This window comes from Streptomyces sp. NPDC039736, assembly GCF_055596485.1.
Genome location: NZ_JBVIUQ010000007.1, coordinates 98,085 through 115,433 on the forward strand (window position 1 = coordinate 98,085; position 17,349 = coordinate 115,433).

The 17,349-nt window shown below is 72.8% G+C and carries 20 protein-coding genes and 1 pseudogene; 14 read left to right on the top strand and 7 right to left on the bottom strand.

Annotated features, from left to right (window positions below):
• Positions 1-57 precede the first annotated feature (57 nt).
• Entirely contained in the window at positions 58-606 is a 549-nt protein-coding gene (locus tag ACZ56L_RS22440; protein WP_345219524.1) for a TetR/AcrR family transcriptional regulator, read from the bottom strand.
• A 285-nt stretch (positions 607-891) separates the two neighbouring features.
• Here ACZ56L_RS22440 and ureA point away from each other — a divergent pair, with 285 nt between their 5' ends.
• The 5 genes from ureA to ACZ56L_RS22465 all read left to right on the top strand — a co-directional run bounded on the left by ureA (position 892) and on the right by ACZ56L_RS22465 (position 5,975).
• Positions 892-1,575 (top strand): urease subunit gamma, encoded by a 684-nt coding sequence (ureA, locus tag ACZ56L_RS22445; protein ID WP_471065832.1) that lies wholly within the window; start codon positions 892-894, stop codon positions 1,573-1,575.
• 175 nt (positions 1,576-1,750) lie between these two features.
• Entirely contained in the window at positions 1,751-3,433 is a 1,683-nt protein-coding gene (locus tag ACZ56L_RS22450; RefSeq protein WP_345219526.1) for an urease subunit alpha, read from the top strand.
• A gap of 107 nt (positions 3,434-3,540) precedes the next feature.
• The gene (locus ACZ56L_RS22455; RefSeq protein WP_471065834.1) at positions 3,541-4,581 is read left to right on the top strand and encodes an agmatine deiminase family protein; all 1,041 of its coding nucleotides are present in this window, start codon (positions 3,541-3,543) and stop codon (positions 4,579-4,581) included.
• Positions 4,582-4,757: 176 nt separating this feature from the next.
• On the top strand, positions 4,758-5,312 hold the full coding sequence (locus ACZ56L_RS22460; protein WP_401760599.1) for a TetR/AcrR family transcriptional regulator: 555 nt from the start codon (positions 4,758-4,760) through the stop codon (positions 5,310-5,312).
• A gap of 69 nt (positions 5,313-5,381) precedes the next feature.
• Positions 5,382-5,975, top strand: coding sequence for a hypothetical protein (locus ACZ56L_RS22465; RefSeq protein WP_345219528.1), 594 nt, complete (start codon positions 5,382-5,384; stop codon positions 5,973-5,975).
• 45 nt (positions 5,976-6,020) lie between these two features.
• On the opposite strand, the gene ACZ56L_RS22470 is transcribed toward ACZ56L_RS22465, so the two are convergent.
• Positions 6,021-6,527: an NUDIX hydrolase gene (locus tag ACZ56L_RS22470; RefSeq protein WP_345219529.1), complete on the bottom strand. Its 507-nt coding sequence runs from the start codon at positions 6,525-6,527 to the stop codon at positions 6,021-6,023.
• A 134-nt stretch (positions 6,528-6,661) separates the two neighbouring features.
• Here ACZ56L_RS22470 and ACZ56L_RS22475 point away from each other — a divergent pair.
• Positions 6,662-7,544, top strand: a pseudogene (locus tag ACZ56L_RS22475) (phosphatidylinositol-specific phospholipase C domain-containing protein).
• A gap of 38 nt (positions 7,545-7,582) precedes the next feature.
• On the opposite strand, the gene ACZ56L_RS22480 reads toward ACZ56L_RS22475, so the two are convergent.
• Entirely contained in the window at positions 7,583-7,888 is a 306-nt protein-coding gene (locus ACZ56L_RS22480; RefSeq protein WP_345219530.1) for a WhiB family transcriptional regulator, read from the bottom strand.
• Positions 7,889-8,288: 400 nt separating this feature from the next.
• Here ACZ56L_RS22480 and ACZ56L_RS22485 point away from each other — a divergent pair, with 400 nt between their 5' ends.
• Complete coding sequence (locus tag ACZ56L_RS22485; RefSeq protein ID WP_345219531.1) at positions 8,289-8,957, top strand: deoxynucleoside kinase; 669 nt, start codon at positions 8,289-8,291, stop codon at positions 8,955-8,957.
• 5 nt (positions 8,958-8,962) lie between these two features.
• Here the strand turns inward: ACZ56L_RS22485 and ppk2 are convergent, their stop codons facing one another.
• Positions 8,963-10,027, bottom strand: a complete 1,065-nt coding sequence (ppk2, locus tag ACZ56L_RS22490; RefSeq protein WP_471066274.1) for a polyphosphate kinase 2 — start codon at positions 10,025-10,027, stop codon at positions 8,963-8,965.
• 356 nt (positions 10,028-10,383) lie between these two features.
• Between ppk2 and ACZ56L_RS22495 the strand changes: the two genes are divergently transcribed.
• Together ACZ56L_RS22495 and ACZ56L_RS22500 are read left to right on the top strand one after the other, a co-directional pair.
• The gene (locus ACZ56L_RS22495; protein WP_471066276.1) at positions 10,384-10,953 is read left to right on the top strand and encodes a cysteine hydrolase family protein; all 570 of its coding nucleotides are present in this window, start codon (positions 10,384-10,386) and stop codon (positions 10,951-10,953) included.
• Between the two features lie 100 nt (positions 10,954-11,053).
• Complete coding sequence (locus ACZ56L_RS22500) at positions 11,054-11,554, top strand: hemerythrin domain-containing protein (RefSeq protein ID WP_345219532.1); 501 nt, start codon at positions 11,054-11,056, stop codon at positions 11,552-11,554.
• Between the two features lie 127 nt (positions 11,555-11,681).
• Here the strand turns inward: ACZ56L_RS22500 and ACZ56L_RS22505 are convergent, their stop codons facing one another.
• On the bottom strand, positions 11,682-12,131 hold the full coding sequence (locus ACZ56L_RS22505) for an SRPBCC family protein (RefSeq protein ID WP_345219533.1): 450 nt from the start codon (positions 12,129-12,131) through the stop codon (positions 11,682-11,684).
• 198 nt (positions 12,132-12,329) lie between these two features.
• Between ACZ56L_RS22505 and ACZ56L_RS22510 the strand changes: the two genes are divergently transcribed.
• Entirely contained in the window at positions 12,330-13,190 is an 861-nt protein-coding gene (locus ACZ56L_RS22510) for an oxygenase MpaB family protein (protein ID WP_471066278.1), read from the top strand.
• A 2-nt stretch (positions 13,191-13,192) separates the two neighbouring features.
• Here the strand turns inward: ACZ56L_RS22510 and ACZ56L_RS22515 are convergent, their stop codons facing one another.
• On the bottom strand, positions 13,193-13,867 hold the full coding sequence (locus ACZ56L_RS22515) for a LysE family translocator (RefSeq protein WP_471065838.1): 675 nt from the start codon (positions 13,865-13,867) through the stop codon (positions 13,193-13,195).
• Between the two features lie 164 nt (positions 13,868-14,031).
• Here ACZ56L_RS22515 and ACZ56L_RS22520 point away from each other — a divergent pair, with 164 nt between their 5' ends.
• From ACZ56L_RS22520 to ACZ56L_RS22535, 4 genes are all read left to right on the top strand, one after another.
• Entirely contained in the window at positions 14,032-14,457 is a 426-nt protein-coding gene (locus tag ACZ56L_RS22520) for an Hsp20/alpha crystallin family protein (RefSeq protein WP_345219536.1), read from the top strand.
• Entirely contained in the window at positions 14,454-14,927 is a 474-nt protein-coding gene (locus ACZ56L_RS22525) for a DUF2267 domain-containing protein (protein ID WP_345219537.1), read from the top strand. Before ACZ56L_RS22520 ends, ACZ56L_RS22525 begins: the two co-directional genes overlap by 4 nt.
• A gap of 134 nt (positions 14,928-15,061) precedes the next feature.
• Positions 15,062-15,310, top strand: coding sequence for a DUF6479 family protein (locus ACZ56L_RS22530; protein ID WP_345219538.1), 249 nt, complete (start codon positions 15,062-15,064; stop codon positions 15,308-15,310).
• Positions 15,311-15,351: 41 nt separating this feature from the next.
• Positions 15,352-16,518 carry a spore photoproduct lyase family protein gene (locus ACZ56L_RS22535; RefSeq protein WP_471065840.1) on the top strand — a complete coding sequence of 389 codons (1,167 nt, stop codon included), beginning with the start codon at positions 15,352-15,354 and terminating at the stop codon, positions 16,516-16,518.
• On the opposite strand, the gene ACZ56L_RS22540 is transcribed toward ACZ56L_RS22535, so the two are convergent.
• On the bottom strand, positions 16,506-17,024 hold the full coding sequence (locus ACZ56L_RS22540; RefSeq protein WP_471065842.1) for a GNAT family N-acetyltransferase: 519 nt from the start codon (positions 17,022-17,024) through the stop codon (positions 16,506-16,508). The two genes, ACZ56L_RS22535 and ACZ56L_RS22540, sit on opposite strands and share 13 nt — an antisense overlap.
• Positions 17,025-17,349: the final 325 nt, after the last annotated feature.

Here is a 17,349-nt window from a genome sequence, read left to right on the forward strand (position 1 = left end):
TGTGTGGAGCGCGGGTCGCGTGGGGCGTGTGTGGAGCGCGGGTCGCTCGGGGTCGGCCTACCCGGCAGGGTGGCCGAGCGTCCGCAGGGCACCGGCGATCAGTTCCTCGCGCAGTACCCCGTCGGGCACGTCGACCTCCCCGGCGCAGGTGACGAAGACCGCCCCGAGCACCATGTGCGCGCCGACGACGCGGCCGGGCTCCTGCGAGCCGCCGCTCATGGCCGCGACGAGGCGTTGGCCGAGGGCCGGGATGTCGCCCAGTGCGGGGTTGCAGATCATCGTGGGGGTGTCTTCGAAGAGGATCTTGACCTCGCGCCGGTAGCGCAGGGCGAGGTCCACGAAGCCGGTGACCGTCGCCGTCACGCGCTCCTCGCCGGGCAGGGCGTCCAGGCGTGCGGCCAGCGCGGCCAGCTCTTCGCCCGCCGGGGTCAGCAGCTCGGTGAGGATCGCTTCCTTGGTGCTGAAGTGATAGATCAGCGACGCCTTCGAGCAGCCCGCGTCGGCCGCGATGGCGTGCAGGGACGTACCGCTGAACCCGTTCGAGGCGAACAGGCGCAGGGCTGATCTCAGGATGTCTCCGCGCATCGCGGACGCAGGGCGTGCCATGCCCCCACCGTAACTGTCCGATCGGTCAGAACTGACCGATCGGACAGGCGAGCGGTGTGAAGTGCGCCATCGTGTGGGCTGCCGGAAGGGGGGTATGCAGGCGCGTCCCGCCGTACGGAGAGGGGGCCGTCGGGCCGCCCGAGCGCGGAGGCGGGCATTGAGCAGCGGTCAAACAAGCGCGGCACGAGGCGACGCCTCTCACAGATACCTGCACGTCGCCGCTTCCCTTCTGGCCCTCAGTCTGTTTAGAGTGCCGTTCTAAACAGTGCGTGGAGGAGTGACGGCGTGCGACTGACCCCGACCGAACGTGACCGGTTGCTGCTCTTCGGGGCGGCGGAGCTGGCCCGGGCCCGCAGGGCGCGCGGGCTGCGGCTCAACGTGCCCGAGGCCACCGCCCTGATCGCCGACACCGTCTGCGAGGCGGCACGCGACGGACGACGGCTCGCGGAAGCCATCGAGGCGGCGCGCGGCGTCCTCGGACCGGAGGACGTCCTGCCCGGGGTCGCCGACGTGGTCACCGAGGTCCACGTCGAGGCGGTCTTCGACGACGGCTCGCGGCTCGCGGTCGTGAGCGACCCCTTCCGGGGCGGCGCACTCGGCGACGACGCCCCCGGCGCCCTCCTGCCGGGCCCCGGCTACGAGGACCCCGCCGCGACGGTGCGCATCACCGTGCACAACACCGCCGACGTCCCGGTGTCCGTCACCTCGCACTTCCACTTCTTCGAGGCGAACCCCCGCCTGGACTTCCCCCGCGCCGCCGCGTACGGGATGCACCTGGCCGTCCCCGCCGGGTCCTCCTTCCGCTTCGGCCCCGGCGAGCGCGCCGAGGTGGGCCTGGTCCCGATCGGCGGCGCCCGCGTCGCGATCGGCTTCGCCGGACTGGTCGACGGCCCGCTCGACGCGCCGGGCGCCAAGGAGGAGGCCCTGCGCAGGGCGGTGGCGTGCGGCTATCTGGGAGCGGCGCTGTGACCCGCCCCCCGGCCGCCCCCGGTCCCGGCCCCGTCGGGGCGGTGCCGTACGCCTCCGCCTCCCCGGCCCGTGCCGTGCCCGCCGGCTCCGCCGGTGCCGGGCGGCCCGGGACCGCAGCCCCGTCCACCCCTTCCGTGCCCGCTGAACCCACCCCCCGTCCGACGGAGGCGAACCGATGAGCCCTGCCATCACCCCCTACGAGTACGCCGCCGTGCACGGCCCCCGCGCCGGGGACCGGGTGCGGCTCGGGGACTCCGGGCTCGTCGTGCGCGTGGAGAGCGACTCGCAGTCGCCCGGGGACGAGTTCCTCGCCGGGTTCGGCAAGACCGCGCGGGACGGGCTGCACCTCAAGGCCGCCGCCGTGCGGGACACCTGCGACGTGGTGATCAGCAACGTGCTGCTGCTCGACGCGGTGCAGGGCATCCGCAAGGTCTCCATCGGCATCCGGGAGGGCCGGATCTCCGGCGTCGGCCGGGCCGGCAACCCCGACACCCTCGACGGCGTCGACGTGGTGGTCGGGACCGGGACCACCATCGTCTCGGGCGAAGGGCTCATCGCGACCGCCGGGGCCGTCGACACGCACGTCCACCTGCTGTCGCCCAGGATCATGGAGGCCTCGCTCGCGAGCGGCGTCACCACGATCATCGGCCAGGAGTTCGGACCGGTGTGGGGCGTCGGGGTCAACTCGCCGTGGGCGCTGCGGCACGCGTTCAGCGCCTTCGACGCGTGGCCGGTCAACATCGGCTTCCTGGCCCGGGGCTCCTCCTCGCACGGCGCGCCCCTCGTCGAGGCGCTCGCGGAGGGCGGAGCTTCGGGGTTCAAGGTCCACGAGGACATGGGCGCCCACACCCGCGCCCTGGACACCGCCCTGCGCGTCGCCGACGAACACGACGTCCAAGTCGCCCTGCACAGCGACGGGCTGAACGAATGCCTCAGCGTCGAGGACACCCTGCGCGTCCTGGAAGGCCGTACGATCCACGCCTTCCACATCGAGGGCTGCGGCGGCGGACACGTCCCGAACGTGCTGAAGATGGCCGGTGTGCCGAACGTCATCGGCTCCTCCACCAACCCCACCCTCCCCTTCGGCCGCGACGCCGTCGCCGAGCACTACGGGATGATCGTCTCCGTACACGACCTCAAGACGGACCTGCCCGGCGACGCCGCCATGGCCCGCGACCGCATCCGCGCCGGGACGATGGGCGCGGAGGACGTGCTGCACGACCTCGGGGCCATCGGCATCACCTCCTCCGACGCCCAGGGCATGGGCCGCGCGGGCGAGACCGTGCGCCGCACCTTCCAGCTCGCCGGGAAGATGAAGGCCGAACGCGGCGCGGAGGGCGACGACGACAACGCCCGCGTCCTGCGCTACCTGGCCAAGCTCACCATCAACCCCGCCATCGCCCACGGCCTCGCCCACGAGGTCGGCTCGGTGGAGGTCGGCAAGATGGCCGACATCGTGCTCTGGCGGCCCGACTCCTTCGGTGCGAAGCCCCAGATGGTGCTGAAGTCGGGTTTCCCCGCGTACGGGGTCACGGGCGACCCGAACGCCGCCACCGACACGTGCGAGCCCCTCGTGCTGGGCCCCCTGTTCGGCGCGCACGGCGCCGCCCCCGCCGACCTCTCCGTCGCCTTCGTCGCGCAGGCCGCCCTCGACCAGGGCAACGACAGCATGCCGACCCGCCGGCGCCGGGTCGCCGTCCGGGGCACCCGGAACATCGGCCCGGCCGACCTGCTCCGCAACTCCCGCACGGGCTCCGTCGACGTGGACGGCCGCACCGGCCTGGTCACCCTGGACGGCGACCCGCTGCGCTCCGAGCCCTCGGACTCGGTCTCGCTCAACCGCCTGTACTTCCTCTGACCGGCGGACCGACCGTCCGGCTGACCGGCCGCTCCCCTGAGCCCCGCTGCCCCCTGAGCCCCGCCGACCCCCTGAGCCCCGCCGCCCCCTGACACAAGGACACGACCATGTTCCGCATGCCCCCCGAATGGGCCCCGCACGAGCGCACCTGGATGGCCTGGCCCGGCCCCAACACCACCTTCCACGACCCCGCCGAACTCGCCGCCTCCCGCGAGGCCTGGGCCGCCGTCGCCCGCGCGGTGCGCCGCTTCGAACCCGTCACGATGGTCGTCGCCCCGGGCCACCCCGAGAGCGCCGCCGCCCTGCTCGGGCCGGACGTGGACCTCGTCGAGCACGCCCTGGACGACGCCTGGATGCGCGACATCGGGCCGACCTTCGTCACCGACGACGAGTCGGGCCGACTGGCCGCCGTGGACTGGGTGTTCAACGGCTGGGGCGCCCAGGAATGGGCCTCCTGGGAGCACGACTCCAAGGTCGCCGCGCACGTCGCGGACCTGGTGTCCGTCCCCACCCACGCCTCCCGCCTGGTCAACGAGGGCGGCGGCCTGCACGTCGACGGCGAGGGCACGGTCCTGCTCACCGAGACCGTCCAGCTCGGCCCGGAGCGCAACCCCGGTTGGACCCGCGAGCAGGTCGAGGCCGAGATCCACGCCCGGCTGGGCACCACCAAGGCGATCTGGCTGCCCCGCGGCCTCACCGGCGACTACCCTCCCCACGGCTACGGCACCCTCGGCCATGTCGACATCGTCGCCGCGTTCGCCGCCCCCGGCGTGGTCCTGGTCCACTCCCAGCCCGACCCCGCCCACCCCGACCACGAGCTCTGCCGGAACATCGCCGTGCAGCTCCGCACGGAGACGGACGCCAAGGGCCGCCCCCTGACCGTCATCGAGGTCCCCGCCCCGGCGGGCGTGAAGGACGAGGAGGGCCACTGGCTCGACCACTCCTACATCAACCACTACCTCTGCAACGGCGGCGTCGTCCTGTGCGCCTTCGACGACCCCCGCGACGAGGAGGCCGCCGCGCTCTTCCGCCGCCTCTTCCCGGACCGCGAGGTGGTGCTCGTCGACGCCCGCACGATCTTCGCGGGCGGCGGCGGCATCCACTGCATCACCCAGCAGCAGCCCGCCCGCCCGACGACCGGGGCCTGACCGGCCCCGACGGCACCGCCCCCCTCCGTACCGCACCGATCAGGTAGAACGTACGAGTGAACAACGCCCCTGCCGACCCCCCGCCCGGCTCCGTGCCCGGCCCCGGTCCCGCGTCCGGTCCCGCCCCGCGGCGGCGCAGGACCGCGCCGCCGCGCGAGACGGTGTTCGCCGCCGCCATGGCCGCCATCGCCGAGGACGGCCTCGACAGGCTGACCATGGCCGGACTCGGGCGGGAGGTCGGCATGAGCAGCGGCCACCTCCTCTACTACTTCCGCTCCAAGGACGAGCTGCTGCTGCGCACCCTGGAGTGGAGCGAGGAACAGCTCGGCGTGGAGCGCCGCCAGGCCCTGGCCCGCCAGGTCCCGGTGCGGGAGCGGCTCGACGCCTTCGTGCGGCTGTACGTTCCCCAGGCGCCCCGCGATCCCCACTGGACGCTCTGGCTGGAGCTCTGGAACCGGGCCCGCTCCCTCGACGACGCCGCCCGCGACCGGCTCCTGGACATCGAACTGTCCTGGCACCGCGACCTGGTGGCCCTCCTCGTCGAGGGCGCGTCCCGGGGCGAGTTCCGCGCCGTGGACGCCGAGCGCATCGCCACCCGCGTCCGGGCCCTGCTGGACGGCTTCAGCACCCATGTCGCCATGGGACTCCCGGGATCCGACCGCGCCCACGTCCTGGCACACGTCGCCGACTTCTTCGACGAGACGCTGAGCCCGAACGGCCGGACGGGATGAGCGGCCCCGCGGTTACGGACTCTGTCCGTTCCCGCTCCTGAGAGCACAGCCTCCGGTTACGGTCACCAGGTGAACGGATCGAACGCACCGGCGGACCCCGCCCGTCCCGCCGCACTGCTGCCCTTCCTGGCTGCCGACCCGGAGGCCGCCGCGTACTTCGCCGGGGTCGCGGACCTCGACGCGACGAGCCCGGCTGACCACGAGCTGGAGGACGGAGTGCGTCTCGCCTCGGGGGACCGGCTGGAACAGTTCGCGCGGGCGGCCTCGGGAGACGCGTACTGCTTCGTCGGCGAGGGCGGAGAGGAACGCCCGGTGGTGTACGTCAGCCTTGACGGGCAGGCCGGGCCGCTCGCGCTCGGTCTGCCGGAGTTGGCCGGGCTGTGTCTGGTGGCACCGTGGTGGCGGGACGCTCCCGGGCGGACGGCCGAAGAACTCCGGTGGCTTGCCGACGAGTATCGGGAGGACCTGCCGGACCTCGACCTGAGGCGCGACCGCGCAGCCCGGGCGCTGGGTCTCGAACCGGCCGGGCTGCCGTCCGAGGCGGCGGTCCTCGCCCGGCTCCTGGAGCGCACCCGGGGGCCGCTCGCGGTGGCCTGTCTCGTCGTCGGGGCCGAGGGCGAACCGCTCGACCCCCTGTACAACGCTCTCCCCGGCCGGCCCTGACGGCACGGCCCGCCGGTACCCGTCCCCGGCCAAGGGAGCCGGAGGCTAGGAGGAGGGCCGGACCAGTGCGAGGACGCGGTCGACGAAGGCGGACTGGCCCGACACCAGCCGTTCGGCCGCCTGCGCGGGGGTGCACCAGGCGAAGCGGTCCATCTCCGGGAACTCCCGCTGCACGCCGGAGCCGCGCGGCCACTCCATGACGAAGGTCCCCGGCACCGCGTCCGCCGGGTCGAGGTCCGCCTCCAGGGCCCAGGCCACGACCGTCTTGCCGTTGTTCTGGCGCACCTCGCCGAGCGGCAGCCACGTTCCCTCCGGTACGGGCAGGCCCAGCTCCTCCTGGAACTCCCGGCGGGCGGCCGCCGCCGGTTCCTCGTCGGGGCCGTACTCGCCCTTGGGGACCGACCAGGCGGCCTTGTCCCGGCGTGCCCAGAAGGGGCCGCCCAGGTGGCCGATCAACACCTCGACGTCCTGCGGCCCGGCCGTGCCGGTGCGGCGGAAGAGCAGGAGGCCGGCGCTGCGCCGGCCGGGGCGCGTGTCCTTGTCCTTGACCATGCGGACCAGTCTGCGCGCGCGACGAAGGGGCCGCCAGTGGGAGGCCGGCCCGGCGCGCACCCTGGCTGACGGGGCGTCAGGTGTGCTTCGCTGCGTCCCTCTGACCGCGGCGACACCGGGGAGACGGGTTGCGCGTGGATCGGCGTGGATTCCTCAGAGGAGCGGTGGCCCTCTCCGCCGCCGGGGCACTGGCCCGCGCCGGTACGGGAACGGCCCGGGCCGGTGAGAGCGCCCGGGCCCTCGGCACGGGGGACTGGACGGCCGGGCTCGACGCGGGCCGGCCGCTGCGTACGCTGACGGTGTCCGGCACCCACGACTCGGGAGCGCGGTGCGGCGGGCCGTGGGCGGAGTGCCAGAACACCACCGTCGCCCAGCAGTTGGCGTCCGGCATCCGCTCCCTCGGCATACGGTGCCGGGTCTTCGAGGGCTCGTACACGATCCATCACGGCGCGTTCTACCAACGCCTCGACTTCGCCGATGTGCTGAGCGCCTGCCGCGATTCCCTCGCCGCGCACCCGTCGGAGACGGTGCTGATGCGGGTCAAGCACGAGTACTCCGAGGTCTCCGGGGCGGAGTTCGGGGCCCTCTTCACGGACTGCCTCGACCGCCGGGGGGCGCCCGCTCTTCCTCGTCGCCGACGCGCCGCCCACCCTGGGCCAGGCGCGCGGCCGGGTCGTCCTGCTCGCCGACGACAGCGGACTGCCGGGCGGAATCCGCTGGGGCGACTCCCCGGTCTCCGACATCCAGGACGACTGCCAGGCCGAGCCGTTCGCGAAGTACCCGCGGATCGAGGCCCGGTTCCGGGAGGCGGTGGCCCGGCCGGGCAAGCAGTACGTCAACCTCGTGAGCGCCGCCGCCGGGCTCCCGCCCCGCTGGAACTCCGACCGCCTCAACCCGAAGGTGCACGCCCTGCTGAGCCGCCCGGAGGCCGGGGGCCGACGCGGCCCGGGCGTCGTGCCGCTGGACTTCCCGCAGACCAGGCCGGGCCTGGTGGAGGCGCTGATCCGGCTCAACTGACAGGGGGTGGCGGAGGGGCCGCCGCCCCCCGCCCGGCCTCACCCCGCCCGTGACGCCCGGCTGTCGCGCTCGTGCTCGCGGCGGGCCGCCTCCAGCAGACCGCGCCAGGAGGTCACCAGGGGACGGCGGCGCAGCAGGGCACGGCGTTCGCGCTCGGTCATGCCGCCCCAGACGCCGTGCTCGATGCGCCGGTCCAGTGCGTGCGCCAGGCACTCCGTGCGCACCGGACAGCTCCCGCACACCGATTTCATCCTGTTCTGGGCCGCGCCCTCCACGAACAGGTCGTCCGGATCGAGGGACAGGCACCTGGCCCGCTCGCCCCACTCCTCACCGGCAGTCGTCACCGCGCCGCCCCTCCGTTCCCGAAACCCGCCTTCGGCAACGGCGGGTGGCAAGTGCCAACGAACGTAGGCCAGTTGAGCCGAACATGGAACACGTGAGTCGCACAGCCACTCCATCCGGTCTCCCTTCGCGAACACGTGCGAGCCCAAGCGGGCCCCCGGCGGGCGCGGGAGCGCGTGCGAGCGGGCTCCCGGCGGGCGCGGACCGGCGCGCGAGTCGTGGCCAAGGCGTCGTCTATGCTTCTAGCCGGTCGCGGGGCAGCGACTCGTCGCCGCGTGGCCCGGCAGGGACCACCGGGAAGCAACCCGGGGGACACCGCGGCCCGCCGGCCCGTCTCCCCGCGGTGCGGGGCGCCCGGCCCGCCCGGCCGCGCGTGCGAGAACCCCGGGGGAGAAGCGAGGAATGGCAGTGATCTGCGTCGGTGGCATGATCGGGATCGGCAAGACGAGCGTCGCCGAACTGATCGCCAAGGAGCTGGGCAGCGACGTCTTCTACGAGAGCGTCGACGACAACCCCATCCTCCCGCTCTTCTACACGGCGAGCCCCGAGGAGATCCAGGCCAAGCGCTACCCCTTCCTCCTCCAGCTCTACTTCCTGCAGACCCGGTTCGCCTCGATCAAGGAGGCTTACAAGAACGACGACAGCGTCCTGGACCGCTCCATCTACGAGGACTGGTACTTCGCCAAGGTCAACCACGACCTGGGCCGGATCACCGCCCTGGAGATGCGGGTGTACGAGGGCCTGCTCGGCGAGATGATGGGCGAGATCGAGGGCCTGCCCTACCGCAAGGCCCCCGACCTGATGGTCTACCTCAAGGCGGACTTCGAGACCGTGCTGCACCGCATCGGGCTGCGCGGCCGGGACTTCGAGCAGGACGCGGGCCTCGTCGAGTACTACCGCACGCTGTGGTCGGGCTACGACGACTGGGTGCACCTGCACTACTCGGCCAGCGACGTCCTCGTCGTGGACATGACGTGCACCGACGTGGTGAACAACCCCGCGGACGCCGCCCGCGTCGCCCGCGAGGTCAAGGAGGCCCTGGCCGCGGCCAGGCTCCGGGCAGTGGCCTGAGCGGCTTACCCCTCGGTCTTCCCGGCCCCGTCCGCCTCCTCCTCCGGCTTCCCGGCCCCCTTCACCTTCTCCTCCGGCTTCCCGGTCCGCTCGGCCTCCCCGGGCCTCCCGGTCTCCGGATGGCGTCCGGGACCGTCCCCCTCCGGCTGCGACAGGAGCGGGGTCGGGGACAGGGCGGTCGGTGCCTCGCCGGACTCCAGCAGGGTGTCGGCGGCCCCGATGATGCGGGGGTCGGCGACGCCTATCGCCTCCTCGTCCTTGGCCGTGTAGTCGCAGCGCAGCAGCAGGTGCCGCATCGCCTCGATGCGCCCCCGCCGCTTGTCGTTGTTCTTCACCACCGTCCACGGCGCGTGCTCGGTGTCCGTGGCGCGGAACATGTCGACCTTCGCCGCCGTGTACGCGTCCCACAGGTCCAGCGACTCCAGGTCGGTGGGGGACAGCTTCCACTGCCGTACGGGATCGACCTGGCGTATCGCGAACCGGGTGCGCTGCTCGCCCTGCGACACCGAGAACCAGAACTTCACCAGCACGAACCCGTCGTCGACCAGCATCTGCTCGAAGACCGGCGCCTGCGCGTAGAAGTGCCGGTACTCCTCGGGCGTGCAGAAGCCCATGACCCGCTCGACCCCGGCCCGGTTGTACCAGGACCGGTCGAAGAAGACGATCTCCCCGGCGGCGGGCAGTTGGGTGATGTACCGCTGGAAGTACCACTGGCCGCGCTCGCGGTCGGTGGGCTTGTCCAGCGCCACGACCCGGGCCCCGCGCGGATTGAGGCGCTCGGTGAAGCGCTTGATGGTGCCGCCCTTGCCCGCCGCGTCCCGCCCCTCGCACAGGACCACCACCCGCTGCCCGGTGTCGCGCACCCACTTCTGGAGCTTCAGCAGCTCGATCTGGAGGATGCGCTTCTGCCGCTCGTACGCCGCGCGGCGCAGCTTCGTGTCGTACGGGTAGTTCTCCCGCCAGGTCTGCAGGGGCCCGCCGTCCTCGTTCAGCAGCACGGGCTGCTCCGGGCGCTGCTCGTCGACCTGGAGTCCGGCCAGCAGTTCGGCGGCGGCGGTCGACGTGGTCACGCTTGTCGACCGGTCGGTCGGCTGCTCGTCGGGGAGGGACACGGGGACTCCTCAGCGGATCGGGGGGCGGACGCTCCACCTCGCAGTACCCGGGAAGCCGGACCGTACCCCCGGCGACGCACGGGGATTCGGGAGAAGGCGGCGGTCCTGGGCAGGTGAAGGGGCGGAACGCGTACGCGAAGGGCAAGGTGGAGGGCATGGAACAGGGCACGGCACAGGACATGGACCAGGACACGGAACAGGAAGCGGGGCAGGACGCGGAACGGGACACCGGCCGGGGCACGGGTCACGACACGGGACGGGACGACACCGGGCGCGACGACACGGGGCGGGACGAGACCGGGCCGACGGCGCTCATCGTCATCGACATGATCAATACCTACGAACACGACGACGCCCACCTCCTGCTCCCGTCGGCCGAAACCGCTCTCCCCGCGATCGTCCGGCTCATCGAGCGGGCCCGCGGGCTGGACGTCCCGGTCATCTACGTCAACGACAACTACGGCGCATGGCGTTCCCACCAGGGCGAAATTCTCGACCGGGCGCTGGAGGGGCCGCACGCCGACCTCGTGCGTCCGCTGGTGCCGGACGACCGGTCGCTCTTCGTCCTCAAGGCCCGGCACTCGATCTTCTACGAGACCCCGCTCAGCTATCTGCTCAGGGAGCAGGGCAGGGAGCACATCGTGCTGTGCGGCCAGGTCACCGAGCAGTGCGTCCTGTACTCCGCCCTGGACGCGCACATCCGCCACCTGCGGGTGACGATCCCGCGCGACGCGGTCGCCCACATCCACGAGGACCTCGCCGAGGCGGCCCTGCAGATGATGGAGCGCAATATGGATGCCGACGTCGTCAAGGCGGACGAGGTCTCCTTCGGCGACCCCCGCAGCGGCCCCCGCGACGCCGGCGGCGAGTCCCACGAACAGTGAGACCGGTGCGCAAACGCATTCGGCCCAGTCGGAAGGGGGTGACGGCGTGGGACGGGGTACCCGAGGGGGGACGTTGCCGCCTACCGATGTGGAGAAGACCGTGGCACAGCAGTCGCAGGACGTGGTGGAGCTGATCCTGGAGGACCACCGCCGGATGGAGGAGCTGTTCCGCCGGATGCGCAGCGTGGAGGACGACCGGGCCGGGGCGCTGCGGGAGTTCTCCGCGCTGCTGATCGCGCACGGGGAGGCGGAGGAGGACGAGGTGTACCCCGCTCTCAAGCGCTACAAGAACATCGACGACGAAGAGGTCGAGCACGGCTCCGAGGAGCACGACGAGGGCAACGAGGCCCTGCTGGCCCTCCTGGAGGTCGAGGAGGTCGGCTCCGACGACTGGGACGAGAAGCTGGAGGAACTGGTCGAGGCGGTCACGCACCACCTGGACGAGGAGGAGCGCACCATCCTCAACGGGGCCCGCGAGAACGTCGCCGACTCCCGGCGCACGGAACTCGGCTCGGCCTTCCTGAGCGCGCGCGAGGAGTACCTGAAGGACGACTGCGGCAGCGTGGAGAACGTCCGCAAGGTGGTCCACAAGAAGTCCTGACGGCAGAAAACCCGAGGACGAAAAAAGGGGCGGCCCCCGCGCGAGGTGCTCGCACGGGGGCCGCCCCGAGGTCCGAGGGCCCTGGAATTCCGGCCGGGAATTCCGGGACTCGCGGCCGGGGGCCGGGTCAGACCTGGCCGCGCCAGGCGCCGGTCTCGCGGCCGCGGTCCTCGATGAACGTCTTGAACCGCTTCAGGTCGCCGGTGATCTTGCTCTTGACGATCCCGAGCTTGTCACCGACGTTCTCGGTGAGCCCCTCCGGCTCGTAGTCGAGCTGAAGCATGACCTTGGTCCGGTCCGCGGACAAGCGGTGGAACGTCACCACACCGGCCTGCTTGACCTCGCCGCCCACGGCCCGCCAGGCGACCCGCTCGTCGGGGATCTGCTCGGTGATCTCGGCGTCGAACTCCTTGCTGACGCCACCGATCTTCGTCACCCAGTGGGTCAGCCGGTCGGTGCGCTGCTCGATGCGCTCGACGCCATCCATGAACTGCGGGAACGTCTCGAACTGGGTCCACTGGTCGTACGCGGTGCGTACCGGGACCTCGACCTCGACGGACTCTTCGACCTTCGACACAGAGCGTCCTTCCTCTTCGGCTTCGTATAACCGGGCGGCCTGCCGCCCAGCCGTCGCGGGGAGCTCTTCTCCCTCACGGCCACTGCTGCCCCGGAACATCCGGCGTATGAGCGCCGATCCGAAATCCGCCGCCGTGAACGCCCGTCTCCGGAGGCACACTGGAGGCACCGACGATGGCACAGGGGAGGCACGGACGTGATCCGACGCACCGGCGAGGCTCTGCGCAACCGCCTGGGCGGCCTGCTGTTCGCCCAGGTGGCCGGGGAGGACGGGCCGGCCAACCGGGAACGCATCCACGGCACCGAGGGCCCCCGCTGGTTCGGCCCCGAGCGGCCGATCCGGACCGTGCACGGGGACGCCTCCATGTTCGTCGGCGGGCTGCGCGCCCTGCTCCTGCAGTCCCTGCACCCGCTGGCCATGGCCGCGGTCGCGGCGCACTCGGGCTACCGGGGCGACCCCTGGGGCAGGCTCGCCCGTACGAGCACCTTCCTCGCGGTCACCACGTACGGCACCGACGCCGACGCGTCGGCCGCCGTCGCGCAGGTGCGCGCGGTGCACGCCCGGGTGCGGGGAACGGCCGAGGACGGCCGCCCCTACCGCGCGGACGACCCGCACCTCCTGGCCTGGGTGCACGCCGCCGAGGTGGACAGCTTCCTCACCGCCCACCAAACCTTCGGCGCGCACCCGTTGTCCCGGGCCGACTGCGACGCGTACGTCCGGGACGCGGCCCGCATCGCCGAGGCGCTCGGGGCGGAGCGGCCGCCCTCGGACGTGGCCCAACTGCGCGAGGTGCTCGCCGGATACCGCCCGGAACTGCGGGCGACGCGGGCGGCGCGGGAGGCCGCCCGGTTCATCGTCACCGAGCCCCCGCTGCCCTGGCCCGCCCGCGTCCCCTACCGTGCCCTGACCGCGAACGCGGCCGCGCTGATGCCCGCCTGGGCCCGCACGGAACTGGACCTGAGCGCGGGCCCGCGCCGCCTCGCGCCGCTGACCCGGGCCTCCGGGACGGCGGTGACGGGCGTCATCCGCTGGGCGATGGCCCCGGCGCGGCAGCGGTAGCCTCAGGCGGCGGTCGCCACCCCCACGCCGATCGCGATGAACAGCCACCCGGTGGTCAGCTCCCAGCGGTGGCGGACCTTCGGACGCGCCAGGAACGCCTGGAGGCGCGCGGCGACGGCGACCAGGCCGAACCAGTAGCCCACGCCGATCAGGACGTCCAGGGCGCCGAGGAAGAAGATCTCCCGGGTGAGCGAGCCGGTGCCGTGCGCGAACTGCGGCAGGATGCTCAGGAAGAACAGCGCCGCCTTGGGGTTGAGCACATTGGTCAGGAAGCCCTGGGAGAAGCCGGACCGCCACCGGCCCCGGCCGGTTTCTCCCCCGGTCGGCCCGGTCGGCCCAGCCACCAAGGGGGCCTCCGCAGTCGCCTCCCGGTGTGTACGGCGCTCCCGGGCGGCGCGGTGGGCGGCGAGGACGGCCCGTACGCCCAGGTGCACCAGGTAGGCCGCGCCCAGCAGTTTGATCGCGTCGAAGACCACGGGGGAGCGGGCGGCCACCACCGAGAGGCCGACGGCGGCGGCGAGCATGTGCACGCACAGCCCGGTCTGCGCGCCGAGGCCGGCGGCGCGCCCCTTCGACGGGTGCTCGGTCGCCGACCGGACCACCACCAGGAAGTCGGGTCCCGGCACCACGTACGCCACCAGCACCACGCCGAGGAAGCCGAGGAGGTCCACCTGCATCCGCTCTCCGATCGTCGGCGTGCGGGTTCCCCCACGGGCCGATGCCAACCCCGGGTTCCGGGCCCGCACTTTAGTTGAGTCGGGGCTTGTCAACATTCTGGTTGGTGAGCTATATAAGAAGACGTCAGGGCATCGCAGCCGCAGAGAGAAAAGGAGTCACCGTGATGCTCATGCGTACCGACGCTTTCCGTGAACTGGACCGGCTCGCCCAGCAGATGTGGGGAACGGCGGCGCACCCGGCGGCCATGCCGATGGACGCCTACCGGTCGGGCGACGAGTTCGTCGTGCACTTCGACCTGCCGGGCGTGGACCCGGAGTCGATCGACCTGGACGTCGAGCGCAATGTGCTGACCGTGCGCGCCGAGCGCCGCTCCGCCGCCCCGGAGGGCGCCGAGATGATCGCCGCCGAGCGCGCGTCGGGCACCCACACCCGGCAGCTGATCCTCGGGGACACCCTGGACACCGAGCGGATCGACGCCCGCTACGACGCGGGTGTGCTGAGTCTGCGCATCCCGGTCACCGAGAAGGCGAAGCCGCGCAAGATCTCGATCAGCGGCACGGGTGAGCAGCCCCGGCAGATCAACGCATGACCGCCACCGCGACTCCCGGGCGCACGCGTACGCCCGACGCCGTGCCCCGGGAGCACGGAGCGGACTTCCGCGAGTTCGTGGCCCGGGTGCGGGCCGACGGCCTGTACCGGTCGGCCGCGCACGCCGAGGACGTCACCCGTACGGTGCTGGCCTGCCTGGGGGCGCAGCTCACCGGGGACGAACGGGTCGAGCTGGCCGCCCGGCTGCCCCGCGAGGCGGCCGAGGCCCTCGTCTCCCGGGCCCCGGGCCCGCGCCCGCTCACCGGGTTCGGCTTCGTCCAGGACCTGGCCGCCCGCCGGGGCACCGGACCGGGGCCGGCCCGGTGGGACGCGGGGTCCGTGCTGCGTCAGGTCGCCCGGCTGGCGGGTCCCCGTCTGAGCGAGCGGCTCCTGGCCGGGCTCCCGGAGGGGTACGCCCTGCTGTTCGGGGTGGCCCAACTGGTTCCGCGCAACCGGGTGCCGGTGGGCTGACCTTTCACCCGGCTCCGGGAATGCCGCCCTGACCAGGGGCGATGTTCCCGGAGCCGTCGTGTGCGGGCGGGGCGGCGCCATTTAGGACGCCCTTCCGGTCGCTGATTGATCGAATCGGGGGTAGGCAGGAGGACATGAACTCTTCTCAGATCCTGGCCGCCGAGGGCGGGCCTTCGTTGCTGCTGATCGTGGTGGGCGTCGTGGTGGTGCTCTTCCTGCTGGGGGCGTTCTTCTTCGGCAGCCGTCGTGCGGGCAACAAGAAGCGGTCGGAGGTGCCCGGACAGGGCGCCGGGTCGCCCCCGCAGCCCAGCGGCGGCAGCCAGCGCGGCGAGACCTGGCAGACCATCGACGACGATCCCGACCAGGGCAACCCGCACCGCTGACGGCTCGCTTCCCCCCATACCGCTCGTCGGAGGAGACGCCCGTGGACCGGCCGAGCACGGGGCCGCCGCCGGACCGGCCCGAACAGGAGGCCCTGTTCGACTGGTCCGACGCCGCCCCGCGGCCCTCCGCCTTCGCGGACAGCGCGCAGGCCCGCCGCCTGCTCGACGTGCGCGAGGTCTACGCGGAACCCGCCGCCCTCGACTCGCCGCGCGGCAGGCAGATCATGGCGAGACTGCCGGACGCCCGGGTGACCGAGGTGCCGAGCCACTGGCGCATCCCCTCCCTGCACGGCAACGACGGCAACGTCGCCCGCTGGGTCCGGGTCAAGACAGAGACCCTCGTCCTTGGCGTGAAGCGCACCCTGGAGACGCGCCCCAACGGACGGTCCGCCGACTGGATCGCCCCGGGCGCCTCCAACGGCTGCGCGATGTCCTGCGCCTACTGCTACGTCCCGCGCCGCAAGGGATACGCCAACCCGATCACCCTCTTCACCAACATCGAGGCGATCGTCGCCCACGTCCGCCGCCACGTCCGCGCCCAGGGCCCCAAACCGGAGCCCAACCAGTGCGACCCGCACGCCTGGGTCTACGACATCGGCGAGAACGGCGACTGCTCCGTCGACGCCCTGGTCTGCGACAACACGGCCGACCTGATCGCTGCCTTCCGCACCCTCCCCACGGCCAAGGCGTCCTTCGCGACCAAGTTCGTCAACCCCGACCTGCTCGCCCTGGACCCGCGGGGCCGCACCCGGGTGCGCTTCTCCGTGATGCCGTCGGCGGACGCCCGCGTGCTCGACATCCGTACGAGCCCGGTCGCGGAGCGGATCGCCGCCGCCCCCGACTTCCTCGACGCCGGGTACGAGGTCCACTTCAACCTCTCGCCCGTCGTCCTGCGCCCCGGCTGGCAGCGCGACTGGGCCGACCTCCTCACCCACCTCGACGACGTCCTGCCCGCCCGGGTGAAGCAGCAGGCGGCGGCCGAGATCATCATGCTGACCCACAACGAACAGCTCCACGAGGTCAACCTCGGCTGGCACCCCCGCGCCGAAGACCTGCTCTGGCAGCCGGCCGCCCAGGAGACCAAACGCTCCCAGAACGGCGCCCTGAACGTCCGCTACTGCCCGGACGTCAAACGCCGTTCCCTGGAGCAGCTCCAGCACCTGCTGGCCACCCACGCCCCCTGGCTGCGCGTCCGCTACGCCTTCTGAGGGGGGCGCGGCCCCGGCCGTACGAAGGAGATCCACACGTCGGGCGGCAGGTCGGGCCGGCCCGGGACCGGCCTGCGCTCCTCCGTCCACGCGTCGCCCGCGATCTCGGCGGCGACCCGGCGCCAGAAGCGCACGGCGCCCGCGTTGGCGTCCTGGAAGGCGATCTCCCAGGGGCCGGGGTGCCGGGCGACGACCTCCGCGACCGCGCGCAGCCCGATCCCCGACCTGCGGGCCCCGCGCACCACGAAGAAGCCGTTCAGCACACGCGTGGTGCCGTCGAGCCCGCGGACGAGAGCGAAGCCGACGGGGTGCTCGCCGCTCAGCAGCAGGTACGGCGCCCGGTCGGCGTCCTCGAAGGCCATCCGGAGCCAATCGCTCCTGTACGTCCCGTCCGCGAAGGGCAGTTGCCCGCCGAACTCGGACAGGTCGTGACGGAACATCAGCCAGAGACGCTCCAGCACGGGGCGGTCGGCCTCGTACGCAGGACGCACCGAGAAGTCGGACACGGGGCTCCTTCGGGGGAGGGGCGGGCAGGGGTCCGGGCGGAACGCCCGGAGAAGCCCTGCGGAGACGTGCCCGCTGCCTCGGGGCACAAAAAAAGCCTCTCGGCCGGAAGCGTCCGGACCCGAAAGGCTGCTGGAGTGATCATAACACCCGCTCGGTGAGCCCGGCGGGACGGAGCCGACGGGGCGCCGCATCAATTCGGTTGCCGCCCCCGCGTCCGCACCGCACCATGGGCGGGACGCCGGGAACCGCCCGGTGCTTCGCGAGAGGAGGCACGACCGTGATCACGACTGTTCTCGGGCTGCCCGCAGTCCTGTCTTCCCTCAT